This window comes from Pseudomonas sp. COR18 (assembly GCF_048568395.1).
In the GTDB taxonomy this organism is placed as follows: Bacteria; Pseudomonadota; Gammaproteobacteria; order Pseudomonadales; family Pseudomonadaceae; genus Aquipseudomonas; species Aquipseudomonas fuscovaginae_B.
The window spans coordinates 5,314,328-5,335,027 of the sequence record NZ_CP183808.1; the positions used below are offsets into that span (position 1 = coordinate 5,314,328).

At 61.3% G+C, this 20,700-nt stretch carries 24 protein-coding genes; 12 read left to right on the plus strand and 12 right to left on the minus strand.

Translation table 11 applies throughout. The features are described 5' to 3' along the window. Positions 1-48: 48 nt before the first annotated feature. From hpaR to ACM62G_RS24320, 3 genes are all read left to right on the plus strand, one after another. Complete coding sequence (gene hpaR / locus ACM62G_RS24310; protein WP_273820951.1) at positions 49-471, plus strand: homoprotocatechuate degradation operon regulator HpaR; 423 nt, start codon at positions 49-51, stop codon at positions 469-471. Between the two features lie 120 nt (positions 472-591). Then, positions 592-1,761, plus strand: coding sequence for a p-hydroxyphenylacetate 3-hydroxylase oxygenase component (locus ACM62G_RS24315; protein ID WP_273820952.1), 1,170 nt, complete (start codon positions 592-594; stop codon positions 1,759-1,761). Positions 1,762-1,822: 61 nt separating this feature from the next. After that, on the plus strand, positions 1,823-2,749 hold the full coding sequence (locus ACM62G_RS24320) for a p-hydroxyphenylacetate 3-hydroxylase reductase component (protein WP_419735778.1): 927 nt from the start codon (positions 1,823-1,825) through the stop codon (positions 2,747-2,749). A 231-nt stretch (positions 2,750-2,980) separates the two neighbouring features. On the opposite strand, the gene ACM62G_RS24325 is transcribed toward ACM62G_RS24320, so the two are convergent. Further along, complete coding sequence (locus tag ACM62G_RS24325; protein WP_419737557.1) at positions 2,981-3,409, minus strand: helix-turn-helix domain-containing protein; 429 nt, start codon at positions 3,407-3,409, stop codon at positions 2,981-2,983. Positions 3,410-3,752: 343 nt separating this feature from the next. On the opposite strand from ACM62G_RS24325, the gene ACM62G_RS24330 reads away from it, so the two are divergent. Then, positions 3,753-4,214: a RidA family protein gene (locus ACM62G_RS24330; RefSeq protein ID WP_419735779.1), complete on the plus strand. Its 462-nt coding sequence runs from the start codon at positions 3,753-3,755 to the stop codon at positions 4,212-4,214. A gap of 19 nt (positions 4,215-4,233) precedes the next feature. Here the strand turns inward: ACM62G_RS24330 and ACM62G_RS24335 are convergent, their stop codons facing one another. Continuing rightward, positions 4,234-5,220 (minus strand): LysR family transcriptional regulator, encoded by a 987-nt coding sequence (locus tag ACM62G_RS24335; protein WP_419735780.1) that lies wholly within the window; start codon positions 5,218-5,220, stop codon positions 4,234-4,236. Here ACM62G_RS24335 and ACM62G_RS24340 point away from each other — a divergent pair. Beyond that, positions 5,199-5,630, plus strand: coding sequence for a hypothetical protein (locus ACM62G_RS24340; RefSeq protein ID WP_419735781.1), 432 nt, complete (start codon positions 5,199-5,201; stop codon positions 5,628-5,630). The genes ACM62G_RS24335 and ACM62G_RS24340 overlap by 22 nt on opposite strands. 232 nt (positions 5,631-5,862) lie before the next feature. Continuing rightward, positions 5,863-7,410, plus strand: a complete 1,548-nt coding sequence (locus tag ACM62G_RS24345) for a M10 family metallopeptidase C-terminal domain-containing protein (RefSeq protein ID WP_419735782.1) — start codon at positions 5,863-5,865, stop codon at positions 7,408-7,410. 243 nt (positions 7,411-7,653) lie between these two features. Here ACM62G_RS24345 and ACM62G_RS24350 read toward each other — a convergent pair whose 3' ends face one another. Next, positions 7,654-8,517, minus strand: coding sequence for an SDR family NAD(P)-dependent oxidoreductase (locus ACM62G_RS24350; RefSeq protein WP_419735783.1), 864 nt, complete (start codon positions 8,515-8,517; stop codon positions 7,654-7,656). Between the two features lie 4 nt (positions 8,518-8,521). Further along, positions 8,522-9,442: an alpha/beta hydrolase gene (locus tag ACM62G_RS24355; RefSeq protein ID WP_419735784.1), complete on the minus strand. Its 921-nt coding sequence runs from the start codon at positions 9,440-9,442 to the stop codon at positions 8,522-8,524. Positions 9,443-9,573: 131 nt separating this feature from the next. Here ACM62G_RS24355 and ACM62G_RS24360 point away from each other — a divergent pair, with 131 nt between their 5' ends. After that, the gene (locus tag ACM62G_RS24360; protein ID WP_419735785.1) at positions 9,574-10,590 is read left to right on the plus strand and encodes an AraC family transcriptional regulator; all 1,017 of its coding nucleotides are present in this window, start codon (positions 9,574-9,576) and stop codon (positions 10,588-10,590) included. 323 nt (positions 10,591-10,913) lie between these two features. Here ACM62G_RS24360 and ACM62G_RS24365 read toward each other — a convergent pair whose 3' ends face one another. The 3 genes from ACM62G_RS24365 to ACM62G_RS24375 all read right to left on the minus strand — a co-directional run bounded on the left by ACM62G_RS24365 (position 10,914) and on the right by ACM62G_RS24375 (position 13,043). Beyond that, positions 10,914-11,273 carry a cupin domain-containing protein gene (locus ACM62G_RS24365; RefSeq protein ID WP_419735786.1) on the minus strand — a complete coding sequence of 120 codons (360 nt, stop codon included), beginning with the start codon at positions 11,271-11,273 and terminating at the stop codon, positions 10,914-10,916. Further along, positions 11,270-11,863 carry an N-acetyltransferase family protein gene (locus tag ACM62G_RS24370; protein WP_419735787.1) on the minus strand — a complete coding sequence of 198 codons (594 nt, stop codon included), beginning with the start codon at positions 11,861-11,863 and terminating at the stop codon, positions 11,270-11,272. The genes ACM62G_RS24365 and ACM62G_RS24370 overlap by 4 nt, the downstream gene beginning before the upstream one ends. Positions 11,864-12,071: 208 nt before the next feature. Then, a complete protein-coding gene (locus ACM62G_RS24375) occupies positions 12,072-13,043 on the minus strand; it encodes a GlxA family transcriptional regulator (RefSeq protein WP_419735788.1) in 972 nt (323 codons plus the stop codon). A 109-nt stretch (positions 13,044-13,152) separates the two neighbouring features. On the opposite strand from ACM62G_RS24375, the gene ACM62G_RS24380 reads away from it, so the two are divergent. Both ACM62G_RS24380 and ACM62G_RS24385 read left to right on the plus strand, forming a co-directional pair. Further along, positions 13,153-13,716: a thioesterase family protein gene (locus ACM62G_RS24380; protein ID WP_419737558.1), complete on the plus strand. Its 564-nt coding sequence runs from the start codon at positions 13,153-13,155 to the stop codon at positions 13,714-13,716. A 202-nt stretch (positions 13,717-13,918) separates the two neighbouring features. Beyond that, entirely contained in the window at positions 13,919-14,461 is a 543-nt protein-coding gene (locus ACM62G_RS24385; RefSeq protein WP_419735789.1) for a GNAT family N-acetyltransferase, read from the plus strand. Positions 14,462-14,560: 99 nt separating this feature from the next. Here ACM62G_RS24385 and ACM62G_RS24390 read toward each other — a convergent pair whose 3' ends face one another. From ACM62G_RS24390 to ACM62G_RS24400, 3 genes are all read right to left on the minus strand, one after another. Then, positions 14,561-14,962, minus strand: coding sequence for a hypothetical protein (locus ACM62G_RS24390; RefSeq protein WP_273820967.1), 402 nt, complete (start codon positions 14,960-14,962; stop codon positions 14,561-14,563). A 123-nt stretch (positions 14,963-15,085) separates the two neighbouring features. Further along, the gene (locus tag ACM62G_RS24395; protein ID WP_419735790.1) at positions 15,086-15,553 is read right to left on the minus strand and encodes a GFA family protein; all 468 of its coding nucleotides are present in this window, start codon (positions 15,551-15,553) and stop codon (positions 15,086-15,088) included. Between the two features lie 15 nt (positions 15,554-15,568). Beyond that, positions 15,569-16,012 (minus strand): GFA family protein, encoded by a 444-nt coding sequence (locus tag ACM62G_RS24400; RefSeq protein WP_419735791.1) that lies wholly within the window; start codon positions 16,010-16,012, stop codon positions 15,569-15,571. Between the two features lie 121 nt (positions 16,013-16,133). Between ACM62G_RS24400 and ACM62G_RS24405 the strand changes: the two genes are divergently transcribed. Continuing rightward, positions 16,134-17,027, plus strand: coding sequence for a LysR family transcriptional regulator (locus tag ACM62G_RS24405; RefSeq protein WP_419735792.1), 894 nt, complete (start codon positions 16,134-16,136; stop codon positions 17,025-17,027). Between the two features lie 145 nt (positions 17,028-17,172). Then, positions 17,173-17,628 carry a methyltransferase family protein gene (locus ACM62G_RS24410; protein ID WP_419735793.1) on the plus strand — a complete coding sequence of 152 codons (456 nt, stop codon included), beginning with the start codon at positions 17,173-17,175 and terminating at the stop codon, positions 17,626-17,628. A gap of 271 nt (positions 17,629-17,899) precedes the next feature. Here ACM62G_RS24410 and ACM62G_RS24415 read toward each other — a convergent pair whose 3' ends face one another. Further along, the gene (locus tag ACM62G_RS24415) at positions 17,900-18,304 is read right to left on the minus strand and encodes a MerR family transcriptional regulator (protein ID WP_054057898.1); all 405 of its coding nucleotides are present in this window, start codon (positions 18,302-18,304) and stop codon (positions 17,900-17,902) included. 73 nt (positions 18,305-18,377) lie between these two features. On the opposite strand from ACM62G_RS24415, the gene ACM62G_RS24420 reads away from it, so the two are divergent. Then, entirely contained in the window at positions 18,378-19,442 is a 1,065-nt protein-coding gene (locus ACM62G_RS24420) for an SDR family oxidoreductase (RefSeq protein WP_419735794.1), read from the plus strand. A 241-nt stretch (positions 19,443-19,683) separates the two neighbouring features. Here ACM62G_RS24420 and ACM62G_RS24425 read toward each other — a convergent pair whose 3' ends face one another. Continuing rightward, the gene (locus tag ACM62G_RS24425) at positions 19,684-20,040 is read right to left on the minus strand and encodes a DUF6124 family protein (protein ID WP_419735795.1); all 357 of its coding nucleotides are present in this window, start codon (positions 20,038-20,040) and stop codon (positions 19,684-19,686) included. Positions 20,041-20,700 lie beyond the last annotated feature (660 nt).

Sequence of the window (20,700 nt, forward strand, 5' to 3'; positions counted from 1 at the left end):
GTCGCCGGCTCGTAAGCTGATCGGCCTTTCACTGACCTTGTCCTGAAGATGCCCGTGCCACGTCCCTCACTGACCCTTTCGTTGCTCCAGGCCCGCGAAGCCGCGATGGCCTTTTTCCGTCCGTCGCTCAACGCCCACGATCTGACCGAGCAGCAGTGGCGGATTATCCGCATCCTGCGCCAGAACGGTGAGCTGGAGAGTTACCAGTTGGCCGAGAAGGCCTGCATCCTCAAGCCGAGCATGTCCGGGGTGCTGGTGCGCATGGAGCGCGACGGACTGGTGCGCCGTTTCAAATCCAACGAGGACCAGCGACGCATGTTCGTCGCCCTGACCGAGGCCGGTCAGCAGCGTTTTGTCGAGATGGCCGATGACATGGAATTGAACTACCAGCGCCTGGTGTCGCGCCTGGGCGAAGACAAGCTGGCACTGCTGCACGAGCTGCTCGACGAGCTGAAAGCCATCGAGCCGTGACAGACGTCGGGATGGCCAGGGGGTCGTGAAAAGTACAATCGGCCCTGTGGAACGTCCATTTTCCAAGTGGGGGCTGCGGGAAATACTGGAGGGGAATCCAATAATAATTCGGTACCCCCCATGAAACAGCCCAACCCGCTGCTCGAAGACCTCAAGGCCATTCTGCCGACCATCGCCGCCAATGCCGCGCAGGCGGAAAAGGACCGCCAGGTCCCCGCCGAAAACATTGCCCTGCTCAAGCAGATCGGCTTGCACCGGGCGTTCCTGCCCAAGGTCTACGGTGGCCTGGAAATCTCCCTGCCGCAGTTCTGCGACTGCATCGCCCTGCTGGCGGGTGCCTGTGCCAGCACCGCCTGGGCGATGAGCCTGCTGTGCACCCACAGCCACCAGATGGCGATGTTCTCCAAGCAGATGCAGGACGAGATCTGGGGCGAAAACCCCGATGCCACCGCCAGCAGCTCCATCGCCCCCTTCGGCAAGGTCGAAGAGGTCGAGGGCGGGGTGATGTTCAGCGGCCAGATGGGCTGGAGCAGCGGCTGCGACCATGCCGAATGGGCGATCCTCGGCTGCCGCCGGCTCAACAGCGAAGGCGGCCAGGACTACTGCTTCGCCGTGCTGCCGCGCAGCGACTACGAAATCCGTGACGACTGGTTCTCCGCCGGCATCAAGGGCAGCGGTACCAAGACCCTGATCGTCGACAACGTGTTCGTCCCCAACCATCGCATCCAGAAAGCCAAGGACATGATGGAAGGCAAGTCAGACGGTTTCGGCCTGTACCCGGACAGCAAGATCTTCTACTCGCCTTACCGTCCGTACTTCGCCAGCGGTTTCGCCACCGTCAGCCTGGGCGTGGCCGAGCGCATGCTCGAAGCCTTCAAGGAAAAGACCCGCAACCGCGTGCGGGCCTATACCGGTGCCCAGGTCGGCGCCGCCACCCCGGCGCTGATGCGCCTGGCCGAATCCACCCACCAGGTGGCCGCGGCACGGGCCTTCCTGGAAAAGACCTGGGCCGAGCACGCCGAGCACAGCGAAGCGCATCGCTACCCGAGCCGCGAGACCCTGGCCTTCTGGCGGACCAACCAGGGCTACGCGGTGAAGATGTGCATCCAGGCCGTCGACCGGCTGTTCGAAGCCGCTGGGGGCGGGGCGTGGATGGAGTCCAACGAACTGCAACGGCTGTGGCGCGACTCGCACATGACCGGCGCGCATGCCTACACCGACTACGACGTCTGCACGCAGATCCTCGGCCGCGAGCTGATGGGCCTGGAACCCGATCCGAGCATGGTCTGAAACCGCTCCATCCATAACAACAATCGAGGGGCTGCCGGTGTGGCGGCTCCGGGAGTCTTGCATGTCTGCTGAATTCGATTCGCGCGCGTTTCGCCGTGCGCTGGGTAACTTCGCCACCGGCGTGACCGTGGTCACCGCCGCCACCGCCGACGGTCGCCGGGTCGGCGTCACCGCCAACAGTTTCAACTCGGTGTCGCTGGAACCGGCGCTGATTCTCTGGAGCCTGGACAAGCGCTCGGGCAGCCTGGAGGTGTTCGAACAGGCCAGCCATTTCGCGGTGAACATCCTCGCGGCCGATCAGATCGACCACTCCAATCACTTCGCCCGCAGCAAGGACGATCGCTTCGCCGACGTCGAGCATGAAGTGGGCGAGGGCGGAGCACCGCTGCTGGCCGACTGCTCGGCACGCTTTCGCTGTGAAAAGTACCAGATGGTCGACGGCGGCGATCACTGGATCCTGATCGGCAAGGTCATTGCCTTCGACGATTTCGGCCGTGCACCGCTGCTGTATCACCAGGGCGCCTATTCGATGGTGCTGCCGCACACCCGTATCACCCAGCCGGACCTGGCGCAGCGGCCGAGCAGCCACTTCCAGGGCCGCCTGCGTGACAACCTCTACTACCTGATGACCCAGGCGGTGCGTTGCTACCAGAGCAACTATCAGCCACGGCAACTGGCGACCGGCCTGCGTACCAGCGAAGCACGGATGCTGATGGTGCTGGAGAACGACGCCGGTCTGAGCCAGGCCGAACTGCTGCGGGAAGTGGCGATGCCACAGCGGGAGGTGGAAGAGGCGATTGCCAACCTGTGCCGCAAGGGGCTGGTCACCGAGACGCAAGGGCGTGTGCGGTTGTCCGTGGCCGGCATCGACCAGACCGAGGCGCTGTGGGCCATTGCCCGCGAGCAGCAGGAGCGGGTGTTCAGCCAGTTCGAGGATGAGCAGGTGGAGAACTTCAAGCAGGTGTTGCAGGCGATCATCTCGGCCTGAGCGGGTTAGCCACCGCCATGACATGACGGGCGTTTTGCGCTGAGGCGACTGGCCTGTTCGCGGGCAAGCCCGGCTCCTGCAGGATAGAGGCGATCACCCATCCGATGAGCGCCAACATGCCGTAGGAGCCGGGCTTGCCCGCGAAGCGTTTGACCTTCAACCTCTCGGCAGATCCAGCGGTACCAACCGGTCCGTAGAGGTATCGGACGCGCTCGTGGCCCGCCCGGCCGGTCATCGTTGTGCAGACCCCCGGCCAGCGTCCGGATAGGTGGCTTGTTGTCTCCAGGACCGCGGCGTCATCCCTTCAGCTTTCATGAAGGTTCTGGAAAAGTGCGCCTGATCGCAGAAGCCGCACTCAAGCGCGATGTCTACCACCAGCATCCTTGAGCGACTGAGTAGCTCCTTGCTCTTGCTCAGCCGCTGTTCGCGCAGCCACTCCTGAGGAGAGAACCGAGTGCTTTCCTTGAACATGCGCGTAAAGTGACTGCGTGACAGTGCGCAGGCTTGTGCGACCTCTGTCACCGATATGCCGCTATCCAAATGATCCAGCATCAACTGCTTGGCCGTGCTGACTTGCCATGGCTTGAGTCGTTGGGGCAAATCCACTTCAACCGTCGCCAACACGATGCAATCGTCACCCCGGGGGGCGGCATCGTCCACGCCCGTACCGCAGGCACCGGCGTGCTCCTTCACCTGTGCCATGACCGCATCGTAGGCGTCGCCATCCTGAGGCTGCTGGCCGATGGAGACCCGTTGGCTGTTGAAAGGCGTCAGGGTTTCAGTGTGTGGACGGCTCATGGTTCTTCCCTTTTGCTGAACGGTGGCGAGAGTGCTCTTGGCGGGTTGTCGCCGAGTGCCAGCAAAAGATAGCGAAACATGTCTCGAAGTGATGGCGCATTTTTGCGCCCTTGAAAGTGCATTAATGCACCCTATACGACTCTCTTCGCGGTGCTAGGATCCGCGCTACCCGGATCACGTCGATCCCACTCGCCAGGAGAATCCAATGGCTGCTTCACGACCTTTCAACGACGACACCGCCTACTGGGGCGTTCCCTGGGAAGACAGCTACGGTTATCCGCAGGTGCGGCGGGTAGGGAACGAGATCTTCGTTTCGGGGCAGTTCAACCACGACGAAGAGGGCAACCTGGTCGCCCCCGCGCCGCTGGATGCCGACGGTAGGCCGAGCGATTACTCCTCGATGGGAGAACAGATGCGGGTCGCCTACGACAACATTGCCAAGCTGCTCGCCCTGTTTGGCGCCACGCTGCAGGATGTCGTCGAAGAGACGCTGTATGTGCTGGACATGGACGCGGCCTTTGCCGTGGTCGGCAAGGTGCGCAAGGCGGCCTATGGCATGGAGCGCCCTCAGGCCGCCAGTAACATCATCGGCGTATCGCGCCTCGCCCAGCGGCCGCAGCTGATCGAGATCGCGTGCCGGGCGGTGATCGGCGCGCAGGCCCGGTAATCCGGGGCCGGATGACGACCTATAAGGCCTGGAAAGGCTGATGCCCTTCCACGAGGGGCTTCAGGTCGGCCACGGCCGCGGCGCAGAAGGTCATGAAGGCCTTGACCCGCCAGGACTTTCTGATGTCCTGGTGGGTGAGCAGCCATAGCTCGTCCTGCAGCTCTCGCACCACCGGGCCGACGCGCACCAACCCAGGCGTGATGTCGCCGAGCATGCAGGGCAGAAAACCCAGACCCAGGCCGGCCGCGATGGCCGCGCTGGCGGCGGCAACCGAATCGGTGCGGTACGAGATGCGCTCCGGGGGTACCCGGCATTCGACATGGTTTGTCGCCTTCAAGCCGTATAGACCTCCCGAGTAGGATACCCATGACTGGCCTTCAGTGAAGGGATCGGTAGCGACCGTATGCCTGGCGCTGCCGTAAGCGGCCCAGGCGATGTTGGCCAGCTTGCGCCCCACCAGTGTGTCCGCCGGCTTTCGGGTGGCCCGCACGGCGATATCCGATTCATCCCTGGCCAGGCTCAACGTCTGGTTACCCACCAGCACTTCAATCGTGATGCCTTCATTGAGGGCTTTGAAATTCGCGATGATCGGGGTGAGAAAATACAGAAGCAGCGAGTCGCTGGTGGTGATTCGCAGTTTGCCCAGGGGCCCCTGGCCGGCACGGGAAACCCTACGGGTGACACTGACGATGTCCAGCTCGACCCGCTCGGCCAGTGCACGCAACTCCGCGCCTTCGGCCGTCAGCAGGTAGCCCGCCTTTCGGTGATCGAACAGCGCCACCCCGAGTGATTTCTCAACCTGAGCGATTCGCCGTGACACGGTGGAGACATTGATGCCGAGCTTCTTGGCCGTGTCAGCGCGATTGCCACAATCGCTCAGGGTCTTGATGATCCGCAAATCGTCCCATGAGAGCTGGCTGACAGCCTCGCCAGCATCCCATTTGGGGCCTTGGGGAGCAGCAGGGGCAGGCGAACTACTTTCAGGTGACGACTTCACGTAAATCATTCCAGATAGGGTGCGCTGATGATACGAGAAGGGACCGGTTCAACCAATATGGCGAAAACACCCTCAATAGAAGTCGTAATAAAGCTGCCATTCCTCCGTCGCCGTGTACCAGCCTGACGGAACAGACATTCCTGAAAGAGCGGGGATTTTTCTGCACGGGTGAGAACGCCGTCCTGCGCAGCGATGACCACCTGGCCCAGTTCGCATCGTTGCGGGCAGGCCTGGGTATTGGCGTATGCGCAAGCCAACTGGCGCGACGTCATGGCCTGGTGCGCGTGCTGCCCGAGCGGGTGGACTTTCCGGTCGATGCCTGGATCGCGATGGACCATGACCTCAAGCGGGTACGGCGTGTCACGCTGGTGTTTGATGCTCTTTCACAGGCGCTTTCACGCTTTTTGACCGACGCTTGATGGGAGAACCGAGGTTCGCAATCGACTCAAAGCGGACGGCGGCGAAATGCAGATGTCCGTCAACTGCCATCTTTCACATCGAATGGCGAAAACCTGAAGTTGCCGCCTACCGATGGGCCTCAAACCCGCCGCGTATAGCCCTTCATCGAGTTCGGCCCATTGCCATCAAGGAAACGGGATTACTGGCGTTACACCACACTCGCAGTGGGCTAACCGCAGGGAAGGAGCACGTATGACTCAAGTTTTCGAACTCAACGACGTCACCAGGCACACGGCGCACGGCGATGTGCAGATGACGAGCGCCGGTAGCCCGATCAGCAAGAACCCGATCGAACTCATCGTGCAGGGTACTCCTGGCAGTGACTACCTCCGGGGTGGGCTGGCGAATGAACTGCTGATGGGCGGGGCGGGCAACGACCAGATCGTCAGCGGAGGTGGCAACGATGTGCTGGTCCCGGGTGCCGGATACGACACCTTGTACGGCGGCGCCGGCAACGATGTATTCCGCTTCGATCGCATCGGCGACAGCTATATCAAAGCCACAGGCGAGTTCACCGATGCCATCAACCATTTTGATCCCGCCCACGATATTCTCGACGTGTCGGCCCTGGGCTTCAGCCGCTTGGGCGATGGCTATGGCGATACCCTGCACATTCGTAGCGAGCCTCTACGCGGCATCTACTTTCTGGAAAACTACGAGCAGGACCAGAACGGCCGACATTTTTCCGTGCAGTTCCTGGCCAACAGCGGCCTGATTACGGATGCCAACCTGCAACCACTGATTACCGGCACTTCGCGCAGCGACCTCCTGGAAGGCACAGGGGCCAGCGAAACCTTGAAGGCCGGCCCTGGCCGCGACACTGTCGAAGCAGGCGCGGGCAATGACCGGCTATTGGGCGGTGCCGGCGGCGACACCCTAAGCGGCGACGCGGGTGCCGACACCTTCGTGTATACCCAACTCAGCGACAGCTATCGTAACGAGGCGAGCGGCAGCTACAGCAGCCGCGACCTGATCACCGACTTCAGTGGGACCGATCATGACATGATTGACGTGTCCGCCTTGGGTTTCACCGGGCTGGGTAACGGCTATAACGGTACGCTGAAGGTCGTCCTCAACCAGGCCGGCGATGCCACCGCGCTTAAATCCCTGGAGGCTGACGCTCATGGTAACCGCTTCGAGATTCTGTTCAGTGGGAACCACGTCAATGAGCTGAACGCCAGCACTGTGCTATTCGCTCCACCCAGTGATGCGACCGCTGTGACCACCCCGCAGCCGATAACGCCCGTGAATCTGGTCGGCGACGATAAGGCCAACACCCTTTATGGCTACTGGGGCAACGACACCCTGGCCGGTGGCGCCGGGAACGACACCCTTGAAGGTAACGCCGGCGACGACGTCTTGACGGGTGGGTTGGGCGCGGACAAGCTGACTGGCGGCAAAGGCAGTGACCGTTTCGTGTTCACCAGCGGCGCCGATAGCCATGCCGGCAGCAGCGACCTGATCACCGACTTCATCTGGGGCGAAGACAAGCTCGACGTCGCCGCGCTCGGCGTCACCGGTTTGGGCAACGGCCGGGATGGCACCTTGTACATGACCTACGATGAAATCAACGACCGTACCTACCTGCGCAGTAGCGAGGCAGGTGCCGATGGGCACGCCTTCCAGGTCACGCTAGCCGGATTCGACTACACGCACTTGATCACCAATGCCGACCTGGTGCTTGCTGATACGACCGAGGTAGCGCTCATTGGACATCCCGCTGTCGACCCCGTGAGTTGACAGCTCCTTGACCGCCGGCTACCAGCACCCACCTTTATGAACCGCTTCCAGATCGGGCCGGAGGAGCGAGCCCTGGCCAGCCTTCGCCACCAGCCTCTGGCTGCGAGGCACCGTCACCAGCTCATGCCGCTGCTCGATGCAGTCCACCAGGGGCGGCCACCACCTGCTCCAGCGCGACGAACTGCCAGATCCCCCGGTGGTTATTCGTTTTCCATGGGGGTACCTTAAGCAAGCGGCGGGGCATCAACCCGGGGTTTGGGTGCGAACGGCTTCTTCTTCCAACTGGTGGAGCAACCGTTGCAGGCGGGCATCGCGGGCCAACTGCCAGTCCGTGAACACATTGAACAGGCCGCGCATCAGGGCGATAGGCGCCCAGCGAGCCGGTACAACGATGCGCGGCTGGCGCTTTTGCAGACCGCGCACCACGCCACGTGCCACCTGTTCCGGTGCAATCGCCCGATGCAGAAAGGCCGGCAACAGGGTTTCGTTCAACTGGGTGGCGATGGCGTTGCCACCGAAGGCAACCTTGGCGATGGCGGTCGCTGTCCAGCCGGGATAGAGAACGCTGGCGCTGGCCCCGCTCGCACTCAACTCGGCGCGCAACGAGCGGGCCAGCGACTCCACCGCCGCCTTGCTCGCGGCGTAGGGTGCGTTGGCCAGACCGTTCAAGTAGGCATAGGTCGACGACGTGACCAGCACCTGGCCCTGGTTGCGCACGACCTCCGGCAGCGCGGCGCGTACCGTGTGCCACACGCCAAACAGATCCACCTCGATGATGCGGCGGAACTCCGCTTCATCGCAGGTGCGTAGGGTCGCCGGTACGCCCCGCCAGGAGATGCCGGCATTGGCGAAGGCCACGTCGAGACGACCGAAGCGCTCGACCGTCTGGCGCACCACGGCCTTTGCCGCCTCGGCGTCGGTGACGTCGAAGGCCAGCGGCAACACGCGTTGGTTGTTGAACTCCTGGGCCAGCGTGTCCACTGCCTGCTGCGCGGTATCGGTGAGCACCAGGCTAGCGCCCTGGACGTACAGTTTCCGGGCGCTGGCGGCACCGATGCCGCCAGCCGCGCCGGTGATCAGAACCACTTTGCCTTGAAGGTCGTACATATTCTTATCTCTTTGTCGGGATGCTGGGCACGTTGCGCTTGAGGAAGTCGAGTTGATCAGCCACCACCTGCTCGAAGGCTTCGCCTACATAGATATCGAAGTGCCCATGGGCATAGCGCTTGATCTCATGACGAGGCGTGCGCCGGGCGTGATGCAGCGTCCGCTTTGCCGGTGCCACGCTGTCGGGGTCGCACACGCAAAACAGCACGGGGGCCTGGATGCGAGGTGTATTACGTCCGGGGTAGTAGCGAATGATGTCCAGCGCAAAGCGCGCGGCGGCCTCGGTACGGATCTGCGCACCTGGCGGGATCAGCCCGTGATAGCCGCTCCAGGCATCCGGCGAAGTCATGAGTGCCGTATCGCCCGGTTGACCGGCCAGCGGCACCAGAATGGGCTTGGCGCCGAACCACGAGCCGATACGGTCGGCCAGGGCCAGCACGGTCAGGCGAACTGACACCAGGGTTTCGGTGGCAAGACAGGAACTCAGGCCGTCGGTAAAGGGACATTGGGATATGACGGCGGCCACCCCGGCATCGGCGGCAGCGGTGGCCAGCACATGGCCGCCACCGAACGAGGTGCCCCAGATCACCACCCGCTGCGGGTCCACCTCCGCGAGCTGGCGGGCGTGAGCTATCGCGGCTTTCCAGTCGTCGAGCTGGCGCTTGATATCCAGCAGTTGGCGGGGGTTGCCCTCGCTGTCGCCGAAGTGGCGATAGTCGAACACCAGGCAGGCGTAGCCGGCGGCAGCGAAACGCTCGGCAAAGGCCGGCAAGCGCATCTTGCGTGTTCCGCCAAGCCCATGGGCCATCACCACCACCGGGAAAGGTCCGGCACCCAGGGGGCGGTAAAAGTCGGCAATGCAACGTGAGCCGTTGGAGAGGAACTGGATTGTCGCTGGTGCCAGAAGATCGGTGATCGTGTTCATGAACGGCATCTGCTGGAGTGGCTTGAGTGCCGTCATTCTCGGCGGTTGCCGGTTGGAAGGCTTGACGGTACCCGACTCCCGGCTTGACACTTGGCGCCAAACAACAACAGGCCACCCCCAAAAGAGGCCCGATGAGCCAGCCCTTGTATCGGCGCGTGGTGCCCGAAACTTACGTGCAACTGCTCTACGAATACCTGGAGGCACTCGGTCATGAGCCGGAATCGGTGCTGGGGCAGCCCTGGCCCATACCCGCCCAGGAAGGTGTGGGCGGCGTCGCGGTGGAGGAGTGGGACCGACTGCTGGTGATGGCGGCGCACGTGTTGGGAGATCCGCTGTTGGGACTGCACCTCGGTCAAACCATCAACGCCCGGCATATCGGTGTGCTGGGAGCGGTGATGCTGGCCTGCGGTAATCTCGGTACGGCGCTGCAACGCCTGGAACGCTACATTCGCCTGGTGTACGACGTCATTCCCATGATTCGCCGTGACGGCGACGGCTGGTTCGAACTGGTCTGGGATGTCAGCCAGTATCAGCCCGGCCCTTTGGTGAACGAAACCGGTATGGTTGCCATCGTGCAGTTCTGCCGCGCTCTGGTCCGTGGAACGGCCAACCCGCTGCGGGTCCACCTCAATCACGCGGGGCCCCTCGATACCCGCCCGTACGAAGCCTTCTTCGGCTGCCCGGTACGTTTCGGTCAGTCCGAGGCGGTCTTGCGTTTCTCCGCACAACTGCTCGAACTGCCCTTCAAGAGCCCCGACCCGACGCTGGTCTGCCTGTTGGAACAACATGCGGATCGCTTGCTGGCCCAGTTGCCACAGCAGGATGAGTTCGTGGAACAGCTGCGCAAGGCCATCACCCAGGCCATGTGCGTGGGTGAGCCGAGCATAAAGCGGATCAGTCCCCAACTGCGCCTCTCGTCCCGCACGCTACAGCGCCGCCTGCAAGAAGCCGGCACCAGCTTTCGCCATGAACTGAACCTGGTCCGCTACGAACTGGCGTTGTCGTACCTGCGCGATCCACGCCTGCAAATCGTGGATATCGCCATGCTGCTGGGTTATTCGGAGCACAGCGCCTTCACTCGCGCCTTCAAGGAATGGAGCGGAATGTCGCCCCATGAGGCCAGGCAACTCAACCCGGTGAGTGCCTGAGCGGGGAGTCCGTGGAGTTGGGGAAGGTTTTGGGAGCAGGTCACGTCTCTGATCGGCCTCGGGACTTGAGGCTCTTCATGAGGGAACCATTGAATGGCCGATAATCGAGTGGGAAATAGGTACGTCCTCTTTTCGATTGGCCTATTCGCGGGCAAGCCACGCTCCTACAGGATGGCGGTGACCACCACTCTGATGACCGCCGCAACACGGTAGGAGCGTGGCTTGCCCGCGAAGCTGTTGACCTTCAGCCAGCGATCAACTGTTGGCTGCTACAACCTGCTGCTCCAGCAGACTCTCAAGCTGGATGCAACGTGACCCCGTGCCTAGTTCGTGGGCAAGAGGATCACGAAGTTCTTTTTCATGTCTTCCAGCACGGTCCACTTGCCCTTGGCGCCCGGTTCGATAATGAACGTGTCGCCAGCGGCCAGTGTGACGGGGGCGCGACCCTCAAGCTCGATGACGCAGCATCCGCTCAGGACATGGCAGAACTCCCAAACCTTGTAGTCGATGCGCCACGCTCCGGTGCTGGCTTCCCATTCTCCGGAAATGCGACCCTGCTGTTCATCGTGGTAGTACTTGGACGTCAGCGTATGAGGGGTGCCTTCCAGGACCTCTTCAAAAAAGGGCAGGTCGCGCACCGGTTGGATATCCAGTTCGCGGAATACGGTCAGTTTCTGGTTCATGGTGTTTTCTCGAGCGCGTTGTGGTTGGGGCGATGCATCAAATAGGCTTCCCCGGTGACACCCAGCATCGGGTGCGGAACGATCTGGCAGGTTTTAACGATGTGAAAACCGTGACGTTCGTAGAAGCGGCGTGCACCGTGGTTTTCTGCATAATCGATCAGGCATAGCCCATCCAGGCCTGAGTCCTCGGCACGCTGCTGGGCGTGGCGAAGAAACTCGACACCCAGCCCCTGGCTGCGCCAGGCCTCATCCAGGGCCAGGCTGGATATGTATAAGGTGTCGGGTATTTCCATGTCGGCATAAGGCGCGAGGACCGGGTCTGTCTCGACAGGCCTGTCAGGGGTCTCGCGCAAGGCATAGCTATGCATCATGCCGATGACGCGCCCTTCGAAAGTGGCCATCAGGCAGTTCTTGTAGGAAAAGTCGCCCTGTTCCCTGGCATAGCGAGATGCACCGACACTCAGCAAGGCTTCTCCAGGTGCGGCAAGCTTGCTCCATATGTAATCGGCCATGCCCTCCGATGTCAGTTGAAAGAAGCGCGCAATGTCGTGCGCGTCCGAGGCTTGAGCGGGCCTGAAGCCGATAGGCATGTACAGTGCTCCCATGGAATCGGGTGGTTGGTTTTCAAGGATTGCGCCTTTGACAGGGGGCAGGGTAGGCGGGTTGAGCGGTTCCCATCATGCTCTGGGCGAACACCGTCAGCACGATGTGCGACGCTGCCCCCTGCTCAAGGGCACGTGGCCGTCCAATGAGCAGGCCTGGGGAATCGATCGTGCAGTTGCCGGTAGTCGTGGGCTGTTACGTGCTCGGCGTAAGCCGATGAAAGCGCTTTCGGAAAAGCGCGGGTGAGATACCAACACGCCGGCAGAAAAGCCGCCTGAACGAATTGCTGTCTTCGTAGCCCACTTGGTGGGTGATGACCTCAAAACCAAGGCGGGTGGTTTCCAGCAATTGCTTGGCCTTTTCCAGGCGCAGGGTCTGGAGGTAGGTCAGCGGCGTTTGGCCGGTGGCTTCCTTGAAGCGGCGCTTGAAGTTGCGCACACCGAAGCCGAATTGATCGGCCAGTTGGGCGATACTGTTGGGTTCGGCGAAGTTTGCCTCCATCCAGTCCTGCACGCGCATGACCGCCTCGTCCGCATGCCCACGCGGCATCGACCAACTGATGTAAACCGTCTGCTCGCTGCGCACGCCGTCAACCAACAGGTAACGGCCACACTGTTGTGCCAGTTCAAACGAGGCAAAACGGCGAACCAGGTGCAGCAGCAGGTCCATGGCGGCACTCGCGCCGGCACTGCTGATCAGGCGACCGTCTTCGCAAAGGATACGGCGCTCATCCAGGCAGACCTTCGGATAGTGCCGACGCAGAAAATCGGCGAACGCCCAGTGAGTGGTGGCCTCTACACCGTCGAGCAGGCCGGCTTCGGCGAGCATGAAGGCGGCGGTGCACATGGAGGCGATGATGGCGCCCTTGCGGTGCTGGTGGCGCAACCAGCTGCCGTACTGGGCAAAAGCCGGCAGGGCCTCACGCAAGCTGAAGAGAAAACCAGGAATCAGTACAAGGTCTGTTTTATCAATCGTATCGAGCCCTGCATCCACGGGCATGGGGCGTCCCAGGGCATTGTTCACTGGCAGCCCATCCAAGGAGGCGATGCACACGGTAAAGGGCTTCTCGGCAGGAGCCGCCAGGCGGTTTGCCGCATCCAGTACCTCTATTGCCAGGGCGGCAGAGGCCTGGGAGCTGTACTCGGCCAGGAGAAGCGTGACGTGCATGAAAATCCCTTTGCGCAATCGGCATGAAATTAGTCATTTCTGCATCTACCTTACTCCGAACAGCGCCTCTAGAGTGCGGCATCTTTCCGCTCCAGCAGGTATTTTTTGCATGAACTTATGGTTTCGCCTTTTCCTGATGCTGTTGCGCCGACCGTGGCGCCGCCCTGTGCACGGTCTCGCCACCACGGTGGTGCCCCTGCGCGTCTGGCCATTGGACCTGGACTTCAACCGCCACGTCACCAATGGCCGCTACTTCACCCTGGCCGACGTCGGCCGAATGGATTATGTGCTTCGCAGCGGCGCGTTTCGCGTGGCACTCAAGCACCGCGCAATGCCTATCGTGGGCGATGTGTGGGGCAAGTTCCGCCGCGAACTCAAGCTGTTCGAGCGCTTTGAAATTCACACGCGCATGCTCGGCTGGGACCACAAGTGGAGCTTCGTCGAACACCGCTTTGTCAAAGACCGGCGCGTGATTGGGGTCGTGGTCATGCGCGGGTTGTTTCGCGGGCCAAAAGGCAGTGTCGCACCGGCCGAATTTGCCGATGCCTTGGGCCTGGACAAGCAATCGCCAGCGCTGCCTCGCTGGCTGGCCGAATGGTCGGCCAGTTGCGACGGTTTGAGCGCCGAGCTGCGCGAAGCAGAGCAGTTGGAGCAGCCGCAGACAGCGAAATGAGCGTGATGGGTTCCCCCCTCCGACCGGATGCCAAGTGATCGGTTGATGGATTGCCTGCAGATCTACTTTGGTGTTTCGCACAAACGATTGCATCTGCTGGCGATGGCTCTATCAATATCCGTCGTATTGGATCTTTTCCTTGTGATCTGTCGCTCTAGACTGGTTCCATTCTCACGATTCACCTGGAAAGGAACCCATTCTTGTGCGTGACTTCGACTGCCAACCCGTTTTGTGTGGGAGCACGCTAAGGCTCAGGCCTCTAGCCGAGCGTGATTTTGAAGGCATGTTTCTGGCGGCCAGTGATCCGTGCATCTGGGCCGACCATACCGCCAGTGATCGCCATGAACGGCAAGTATTTGAAGCGTACTTCGCCTCTCGATTGGCCACTGGCAAGGCGCTCACCGTCATCGATATCGGCTCGGGGCAGATTGTGGGGACGTCTAGCTACTACCCGCCGCCTGACCGGCCGGAGAGTATCGCCATCGGCTATACCTTTTTGGTGCGGGCGAAATGGGGTGGCGATACCAATCGCGAGCTGAAGCGACTGATGGTGGAACATGCATTCAAGACGTACGACACCGTCTATTTCCACATCGCGCCTTCGAACATTCGCTCACAAAAAGCTGCCTTGAAGATCGGCGCCGTGCATTTGTATGACGCCGAGCTGAAGGTGTCGACTGCGCCTGCCTTGTGCAAGTGTTACGGACTTACCCGGGCACAATGGGCTGCGCAACAACGCGCCTGAAACAGCAGCGCCATGGATGCCCCCTACAAAAAATCCGGAACCGGGAATACGCCAGTGACCCAGCATGGATTCGGTCAGTGGATTGATGTCCAGTCGGTACTACTGCGCATACTGTTCGTAACCCAGCGAAATCCCATCATTGGCCGGGTAGCTGACGTAAACCACGATATCGTCACTGGTGGCCACGATTGCGTAGGGCCATTTCCCATTGGCTTTGCGCATTTCCTCGTAGAGCGGAAGGAAAAAGTTTTTCGTCTGCCCAGTCGGATCGTACGGCACTTGCCCGGTGAAGATAGGGTAGTGGTCGCCGTTGCACAGCTGGACCCGTTCCAGCTTGATGTCATGTTTTTCCAGAACAGCGCGGGCCGGGTGCTGCCAAGTCTTGAGATCCACATCGTGACAGTCCACCGCCTTGCTGCTGTAAAGCTCGGTGTCCTTCAGCGCCGGCAGCGCCCAAGCCAGAGAGGGCAGAATCAATAACAACACGGAAAGAAAACGCATCACACGGGCATCCTTGAACGTTGGGATGCGGATTGTAGAGGTTTCCGTGTGCGAGCGCGCAGCCGAGCCTTGGCCATGACTGGATGGGGAGCCTTGTCTTGATAGCCGCTACTGCTCGCAACGCTAGCTCTCAGCTCCCGGAGCCATCGCGGCGAACGCAGCCATCAATGCAGGATAATCCTGTGGATCGGGAAAGGCCTCGTAACTGACCTTTGCCCCGGTGCTGGCCCAGGGCAGTTTTTCTCGGGTCCAGGTCTCCATGAATGGTGCGTAACGCCCGGGGTTGTCGAGCAGGCTGCTGCGCACGCCCACGAAGTCATCATTTCCTTCAGGCCGAGTGAATAGCCACGACAGGCAGTGAGGGCAGAAATAGTGCCGGGTGGGGCCATGCATGCCAGCGATCACGGGGGAGCCCTGAGTGATCGAGAAGGCGTCGGCCGGAAACAGCGCAGTCAAGGAGAAGGCGCTTCCCGACATCTTTTGGCAGCCGGTGCAGTGGCACGCGCTGGTCATCACCGGTTGCGAACGTACTTCGAGCGTCACCTGGCCACAGCGGCAACTGCCGGTTGCACAGAAGTCGTCAATGATCATCGAGACCTCCACTCGTCAGGATTGGCCAGCGTTCAACACGGCTCCAAATTCCTCGGGCGTCGGGTTTTCCGGCCAGGTGGCGATGTTGTCGGGCAGGCGCAGCCAGGGTTGCTTGTGCTTGACCCAGATATGCGCCATCGGGCTCAACGAGCTGCGCTCTTCAAGCGTGCCTACGCGCAACACCCAGAGGCCGGGGGCCGCCGTCGTGGTGTTGTAGAGGCGTGTATGACAGGTGGCGCACAGGTGGTGGCGCGAGGTGTGGCCCTGGTCTTCATAGGCATATTCCACCGTCGGGCCTTGCAGCACGAACGCTTCACTGGACAGCAGGGCGTGCAGCGCAAAGCTGCTGCCGCTCCAGGTCTGGCAGAACTGGCAATGACAGGCGTAAACGGCGACCTGCACGTCGCTGTCCGAACGATAGGATACGGCGCCGCAACGGCAACCACCGGCAAGTTTCATAAGCAAATTCCCTGGTTTTCGACACTCGATGCTTTATGCCAAGCACCGATCGGGTTAAGAATGCCCCATCCTCAGCCTGATTAAAATTGATCAAACCTGACTACCCACTCATAGGAAATGTATGAATATCCCGCCACTTCAGTGGGAAACCCAGCGCGTGTTCCTGGCCGTGCTGCGAACCGGCAGCCTGTCGGCCGCGGCCCGAGCACTGGGCATCGCCCAGGCCACCGCACGACGACGAATCGACTCGCTGGAACAGAGTGTGGGGACCAGCCTGTTCATCCGCTCGCCGGCCGGCCTGATGCCCACGGACACCGCTCGGGAGTTGATCGAGCATGCGCAAGCGATGGCCCTGGCCGCCGAAGCGTTTACCCGTGCCGCCTCGGAGCAGGCCAATGGGCAAGGCGGAACCGTGCGCGTGACCAGCAATCAGTTGCTGGGCGTCGAGGTACTGCCTTCCATGCTGGGCGAGATCCGCGCTGCCCAACCCGAGTTGGCGATTGAGCTGAGCGTGTCGAACCGGCTGGAAGACCTGGCCTTGCAGGAGGCCGATGTGGCCGTACGGATTCGTCGGCCCTCCGAGGCGGCGGTGGTGACCCGCCATGTCGGCGACTTGCGCATTGGCCTCTATGCAACCGCCCAATTGATAGAGCATCGAGGGCTGCCTCGTTGCGCAGAGGAGTTGAACGAGTACCCCGTGATCGGCCCGGATCGCAACCTGACGGAACAGACGTTCCTGAAAGAGCAGGGGTTTTTCTGTACCGGGGAGAACGCCGTCATGCGCAGCGATGACCACCTGGCCCAGTTCGCCTCGCTGCGGGCCGGCCTGGGGATCGGCGTATGCGCCAGCCAACTGGCGCGACGTCATGGCCTGGTGCGCGTGCTGCCTGAACTCGTGGACTTCCCGGTCGACGTCTGGATTGCGATGCACTACGACCTGAAACGGGTACGGCGGGTTACGCTGGTCTTTGATGCGCTCTCGCAGGCGCTTTCAGGCTTTTTGACCGAAGCTTGATGGGGGCGACGAGCGTCCGCAATCGGCGAGAAGCGATTGCGGACTTTCCAGGAAATCCGGGGTCGCTCGCTGCTCATGGGGCTTGACCCTGAAGCGGCTACAACCCTCATTCTGGTGGAAAGTTCGTCTCTACCGGGAATTCATCATGGACAATCGCATTCCTCCACCGCTCGTTGCTACCTTGTTCGGCCTGCTGGCGTGGTTCGCTGCCCGGCAGTTGCCGGGTACCTTGGCGCTGGCTATCGAGTGGCGTGTGGGTCTGGCGCTGATCGTGTTGCTGGCAGGTGTGGCTATTTGTCTGGCTGGCGTATTTTCATTCCGCTGTGCACGGACCACGGTCAACCCGCTGAGGCCGGAAACGGCTTCTGCTCTGGTCCGCTCGGGCATCTACCGGTACACCCGCAACCCCATGTATTTGGGCTTCGCCACCGTGCTGGTCGCCTGGTCCATCTTCCTTGCCTGGCCGCCAGCCCTCCTGGGCGTGCTGGGTTTCGTGATCTACATGAACCGCTTCCAGATCGGGCCGGAGGAGCGAGCGCTTGCCGGTCTTTTCGGCAGGGACTTCACTCAGTACTGCAGTCAGGTCAGGCGTTGGCTCTAGGACAGGAACCGTTTGCCATTGACGTTCCTCCTCGTGTACTCCAGCCGATGGGTCTCTGTGTCTCCCTGAAACGGGTTCATACGTTGCCGCGTCATACCAGGCGTTTTGTGGTGAGGCGGCTGGCCCATTCGCGGGCAAGCCCGGCTCCTACAGAATGGAGGCGATCACCATTTTGATGGCCGCCGCAACCCGGTAGGAGCGTGGCTTGCCCGCGAAGCTTTTGATCTTCAGGCACTCGACAAAGGCTGCCGGTTGAGGCGTTGCCGGCAGGCTATGGCGCCGAGACCGGCTCAGGGACAGGCAGGTGAGCCATCATCTGCCCGTTGGCAATGGCACTGGCTTCAAGCTTCGCCCGTTCGCCGTCCAGAAACGCATACGTGGCCTGCAGGGTGGTGATCTTCGTTTGAATCTCGGCCATCTTGCTGGCGACCAGGGCCGCGCCTTGGGCGCAATTGATCGTATTGCCCCGCCTGGCCGCAAGGATCTCCCCGATCTCGGCGAGTGAAAACCCCACGCCCTGGGCACTCTGAATGAACGCCAGATCAGCCACGGTCTGATCGCTGTAGCTGCGGTAGTTATTGGCCTGTCGATGAGCCACGATCAGCCCGAGCTGTTCGTAATAGCGCAACGCATGGCGGCCGACTCCACTGCGGCGCTCCAACTCTCCGATGTTCACGACAAAAACTCCTTGACTGTAGAGTAGGCTCTACACCTTAGCCTGCGCCGATCATCCAAACAAGGATTCAGACATGAGCGTGGAATGCTTCGTCACCGGCGGCAGTGGGTTTGTTGGGCAACATTTACTGGCCCGTCTCACCGCGACAGGACACAAGACCTGGGTGCTGATGCGCACCCCCGAAAACATTGAGCGGCTCAGAGAGCAGGTAGGCCGGCTCGGCGGTAATCCCGCGCATATTCACGCCGTTGCGGGCGATATCAGCAGAGAGGGCCTGGGACTCAGCGAGGCGGACCAGCAGCGCGTGTCTTCGGTCGGTGTGGTCTTTCACCTGGCGGCGCAATTTTCCTGGGGACTGACAATGGAGCGCGCCCGCACGATCAATGTGCAGGGGGCGCTGAGAGTCGCCAGGCTTGCGGCGACCCAGCGCATCCGATTGGTGATGGTGGGCGGCTATATGCTGCAGAACTTTAGCCACCTTGCCAGCATCGGGGTGGATAATGAGTGCCCGGAAAACACCGATTGGCCCGCCGTCTATGGTCGTGTGGGCGGCTACGAAGGCAGTAAGCTCGAGTCCCATTTCGCCGTCATCCGCCACATGCAGGAAGCGGGCGCGGATTACACGATCGTTCACCCTGCAACGGTGTGTGGCCACAGCGAGAGTGGGCACATCGTCGAAGGACAACCCCTGGTCGAACTCATTCGAAACCTGGCGCAAGGGCGGTTCAAGGCGATCCCCGGTTCCGCCAGGCACTGGTTGCCATTGGTCAGCGTCGATTACCTGGTGTCGATGATCGCCTGCGTGGCATTCGACCCCACGATGGTCAACCGCCAGGTCCTGGCGCTCCATGAGCACACACCGAACCTGAAGGGGATGCTTGAGCAGATGGCAAAAACCCTGGAGGTCACGGCCCCCCGCCGCCATGTGGCGATAGGGTTGCTCAAGTGGCTTTTGAAAATTCCCGGCCTGGCGGCCCGCTTGGCGATCAGCGCCGAGTCACTGGACTTCATTCAGACGCAGCGCTTCGACATGAGCCATAGCGAGCAACTGGAGCGCAAGTATCGGCTGACCCATCCCGACATGACCCGGACTCTGGAAAGGACGGTGCGCTACGCCAGGGATCACTTGCCTCATTGAGGCCAACCGGTCAGACCCTCTTCGAGCCGGTAGAGAATGCCTTGTGTTCGGCCAGGCCCATGCTGAAACGCTTGTTGGATGCTGTTCGAAGGGGCGCGCAACCCCGCGGTGATCGGTATGGGCTGGCGACTGACCGCGGATAAGAAAGCCCCGCCAAAGCGGGGCTCTCTCCATCATGATGACCACCGCCGTACTGTAGGAGCAGGGCTTGCCCGCGAAGCTTTTGACCTTCAACCAGCCATCAACCGCTGACCGCCACAACTTGCTGCTCCAGCGAACTCATTCTCAACTGTGCCAGCTCAATCAAGTGCACCACCCCCATCGCAACCTTACGGTTCGGGCCGGTCTGGTTGTCGGCGTTCTCATAGGCCGTGGCAGCTGCTGATTGCAGAATCGAGTGGAGGTCGAGCAGGGTGTCTTCGTGAGTTTGCGAGGTCGGCGGCGGGCTTGGAGGCGTGGCGGCTGCGGTGGAGGCGGGTGCCGGTTTCGAGCCTGCCTCTGGCCCCAGGTCATAGTGGGCCAGTGCCTGATCGGCGATACGAGGATCGATGATTCCGGCACGAGGTCTAGCCGGCGGATTGGGGGTAGCTTTGAACATGATCGAACTCCGATATGAGGTGGAGCTGTCACCGTTCGCTTGCACACGAATGAGGGTGGCAGCCGTACGCAGGTGTGCAAGACCGGGCATATCGGACCCCGGCAGACTCGAAAGTCTCCCGCGCACGGCCACCATCAAGCTGGAATCGAAGAGGGCAGGAGCACCCGTCGAAACGGCTTGTTTGAGGGCGCGTGACGCACCGATATGAACGGACTTGCACATCCGTGTCATCCGTTGGGATGACCGAGCCAAGACTATCGGCGGCGTATGGCTCAAACAAGCGGTTGGGATTTTCTAGGAAATTTCAGGCAAGGGAAAGGGAGTTGTCTGGTTGGGCGCTGAGTGGGGTAAGCTGCCGACCAAGAGTGGCAGGCATTGACTCAGGGTCGACGGTCGTGATGGGCAGCTTTCGGCCAAAAGCAGACGCTCAAAAGCATCTACGAAAGCAGGGACGATTCAGGGGGATAGCCGTCACTGAGTGCCGTTCACTACAAGAAGGGACGCTATTCCTACGCAGGAGCCAGGCCCAGCATCACCGGAATTTCTCCGGCCTTTTCTAAAATGATCGCTTCGCCCGCAATCAGTGGATATCCTGCTTCCGGCTAGCCCCTGCAAGGAATAAGGTGTCACGCTTTGTGCAGCAAATGTGCCCTGAGCAGC

Excerpts from the sequence above, each read along its gene's own strand:
- ACM62G_RS24395 (WP_419735790.1), bottom strand. The coding sequence starts at position 15,553 with ATGATCATTGACGACTTCTGTGCAACCGGCAGTTGCCGCTGTGGCCAG.
- hpaR (WP_273820951.1), top strand. The coding sequence starts at position 49 with ATGCCCGTGCCACGTCCCTCACTGACCCTTTCGTTGCTCCAGGCCCGC.
- ACM62G_RS24360 (WP_419735785.1), top strand. The coding sequence starts at position 9,574 with ATGAGCCAGCCCTTGTATCGGCGCGTGGTGCCCGAAACTTACGTGCAA.
- ACM62G_RS24375 (WP_419735788.1), bottom strand. The coding sequence starts at position 13,043 with ATGCACGTCACGCTTCTCCTGGCCGAGTACAGCTCCCAGGCCTCTGCC.
- ACM62G_RS24405 (WP_419735792.1), top strand. The coding sequence starts at position 16,134 with ATGAATATCCCGCCACTTCAGTGGGAAACCCAGCGCGTGTTCCTGGCC.
- ACM62G_RS24330 (WP_419735779.1), top strand. The coding sequence starts at position 3,753 with ATGGCTGCTTCACGACCTTTCAACGACGACACCGCCTACTGGGGCGTT.
- ACM62G_RS24315 (WP_273820952.1), top strand. The coding sequence starts at position 592 with ATGAAACAGCCCAACCCGCTGCTCGAAGACCTCAAGGCCATTCTGCCG.
- ACM62G_RS24345 (WP_419735782.1), top strand. The coding sequence starts at position 5,863 with ATGACTCAAGTTTTCGAACTCAACGACGTCACCAGGCACACGGCGCAC.
- ACM62G_RS24420 (WP_419735794.1), top strand. The coding sequence starts at position 18,378 with ATGAGCGTGGAATGCTTCGTCACCGGCGGCAGTGGGTTTGTTGGGCAA.
- ACM62G_RS24355 (WP_419735784.1), bottom strand. The coding sequence starts at position 9,442 with ATGAACACGATCACCGATCTTCTGGCACCAGCGACAATCCAGTTCCTC.
- ACM62G_RS24410 (WP_419735793.1), top strand. The coding sequence starts at position 17,173 with ATGGACAATCGCATTCCTCCACCGCTCGTTGCTACCTTGTTCGGCCTG.
- ACM62G_RS24320 (WP_419735778.1), top strand. The coding sequence starts at position 1,823 with ATGTCTGCTGAATTCGATTCGCGCGCGTTTCGCCGTGCGCTGGGTAAC.
- ACM62G_RS24370 (WP_419735787.1), bottom strand. The coding sequence starts at position 11,863 with ATGCCTATCGGCTTCAGGCCCGCTCAAGCCTCGGACGCGCACGACATT.
- ACM62G_RS24380 (WP_419737558.1), top strand. The coding sequence starts at position 13,153 with ATGAACTTATGGTTTCGCCTTTTCCTGATGCTGTTGCGCCGACCGTGG.
- ACM62G_RS24390 (WP_273820967.1), bottom strand. The coding sequence starts at position 14,962 with ATGCGTTTTCTTTCCGTGTTGTTATTGATTCTGCCCTCTCTGGCTTGG.
- ACM62G_RS24400 (WP_419735791.1), bottom strand. The coding sequence starts at position 16,012 with ATGAAACTTGCCGGTGGTTGCCGTTGCGGCGCCGTATCCTATCGTTCG.
- ACM62G_RS24365 (WP_419735786.1), bottom strand. The coding sequence starts at position 11,273 with ATGAACCAGAAACTGACCGTATTCCGCGAACTGGATATCCAACCGGTG.
- ACM62G_RS24425 (WP_419735795.1), bottom strand. The coding sequence starts at position 20,040 with ATGTTCAAAGCTACCCCCAATCCGCCGGCTAGACCTCGTGCCGGAATC.
- ACM62G_RS24335 (WP_419735780.1), bottom strand. The coding sequence starts at position 5,220 with ATGATTTACGTGAAGTCGTCACCTGAAAGTAGTTCGCCTGCCCCTGCT.
- ACM62G_RS24350 (WP_419735783.1), bottom strand. The coding sequence starts at position 8,517 with ATGTACGACCTTCAAGGCAAAGTGGTTCTGATCACCGGCGCGGCTGGC.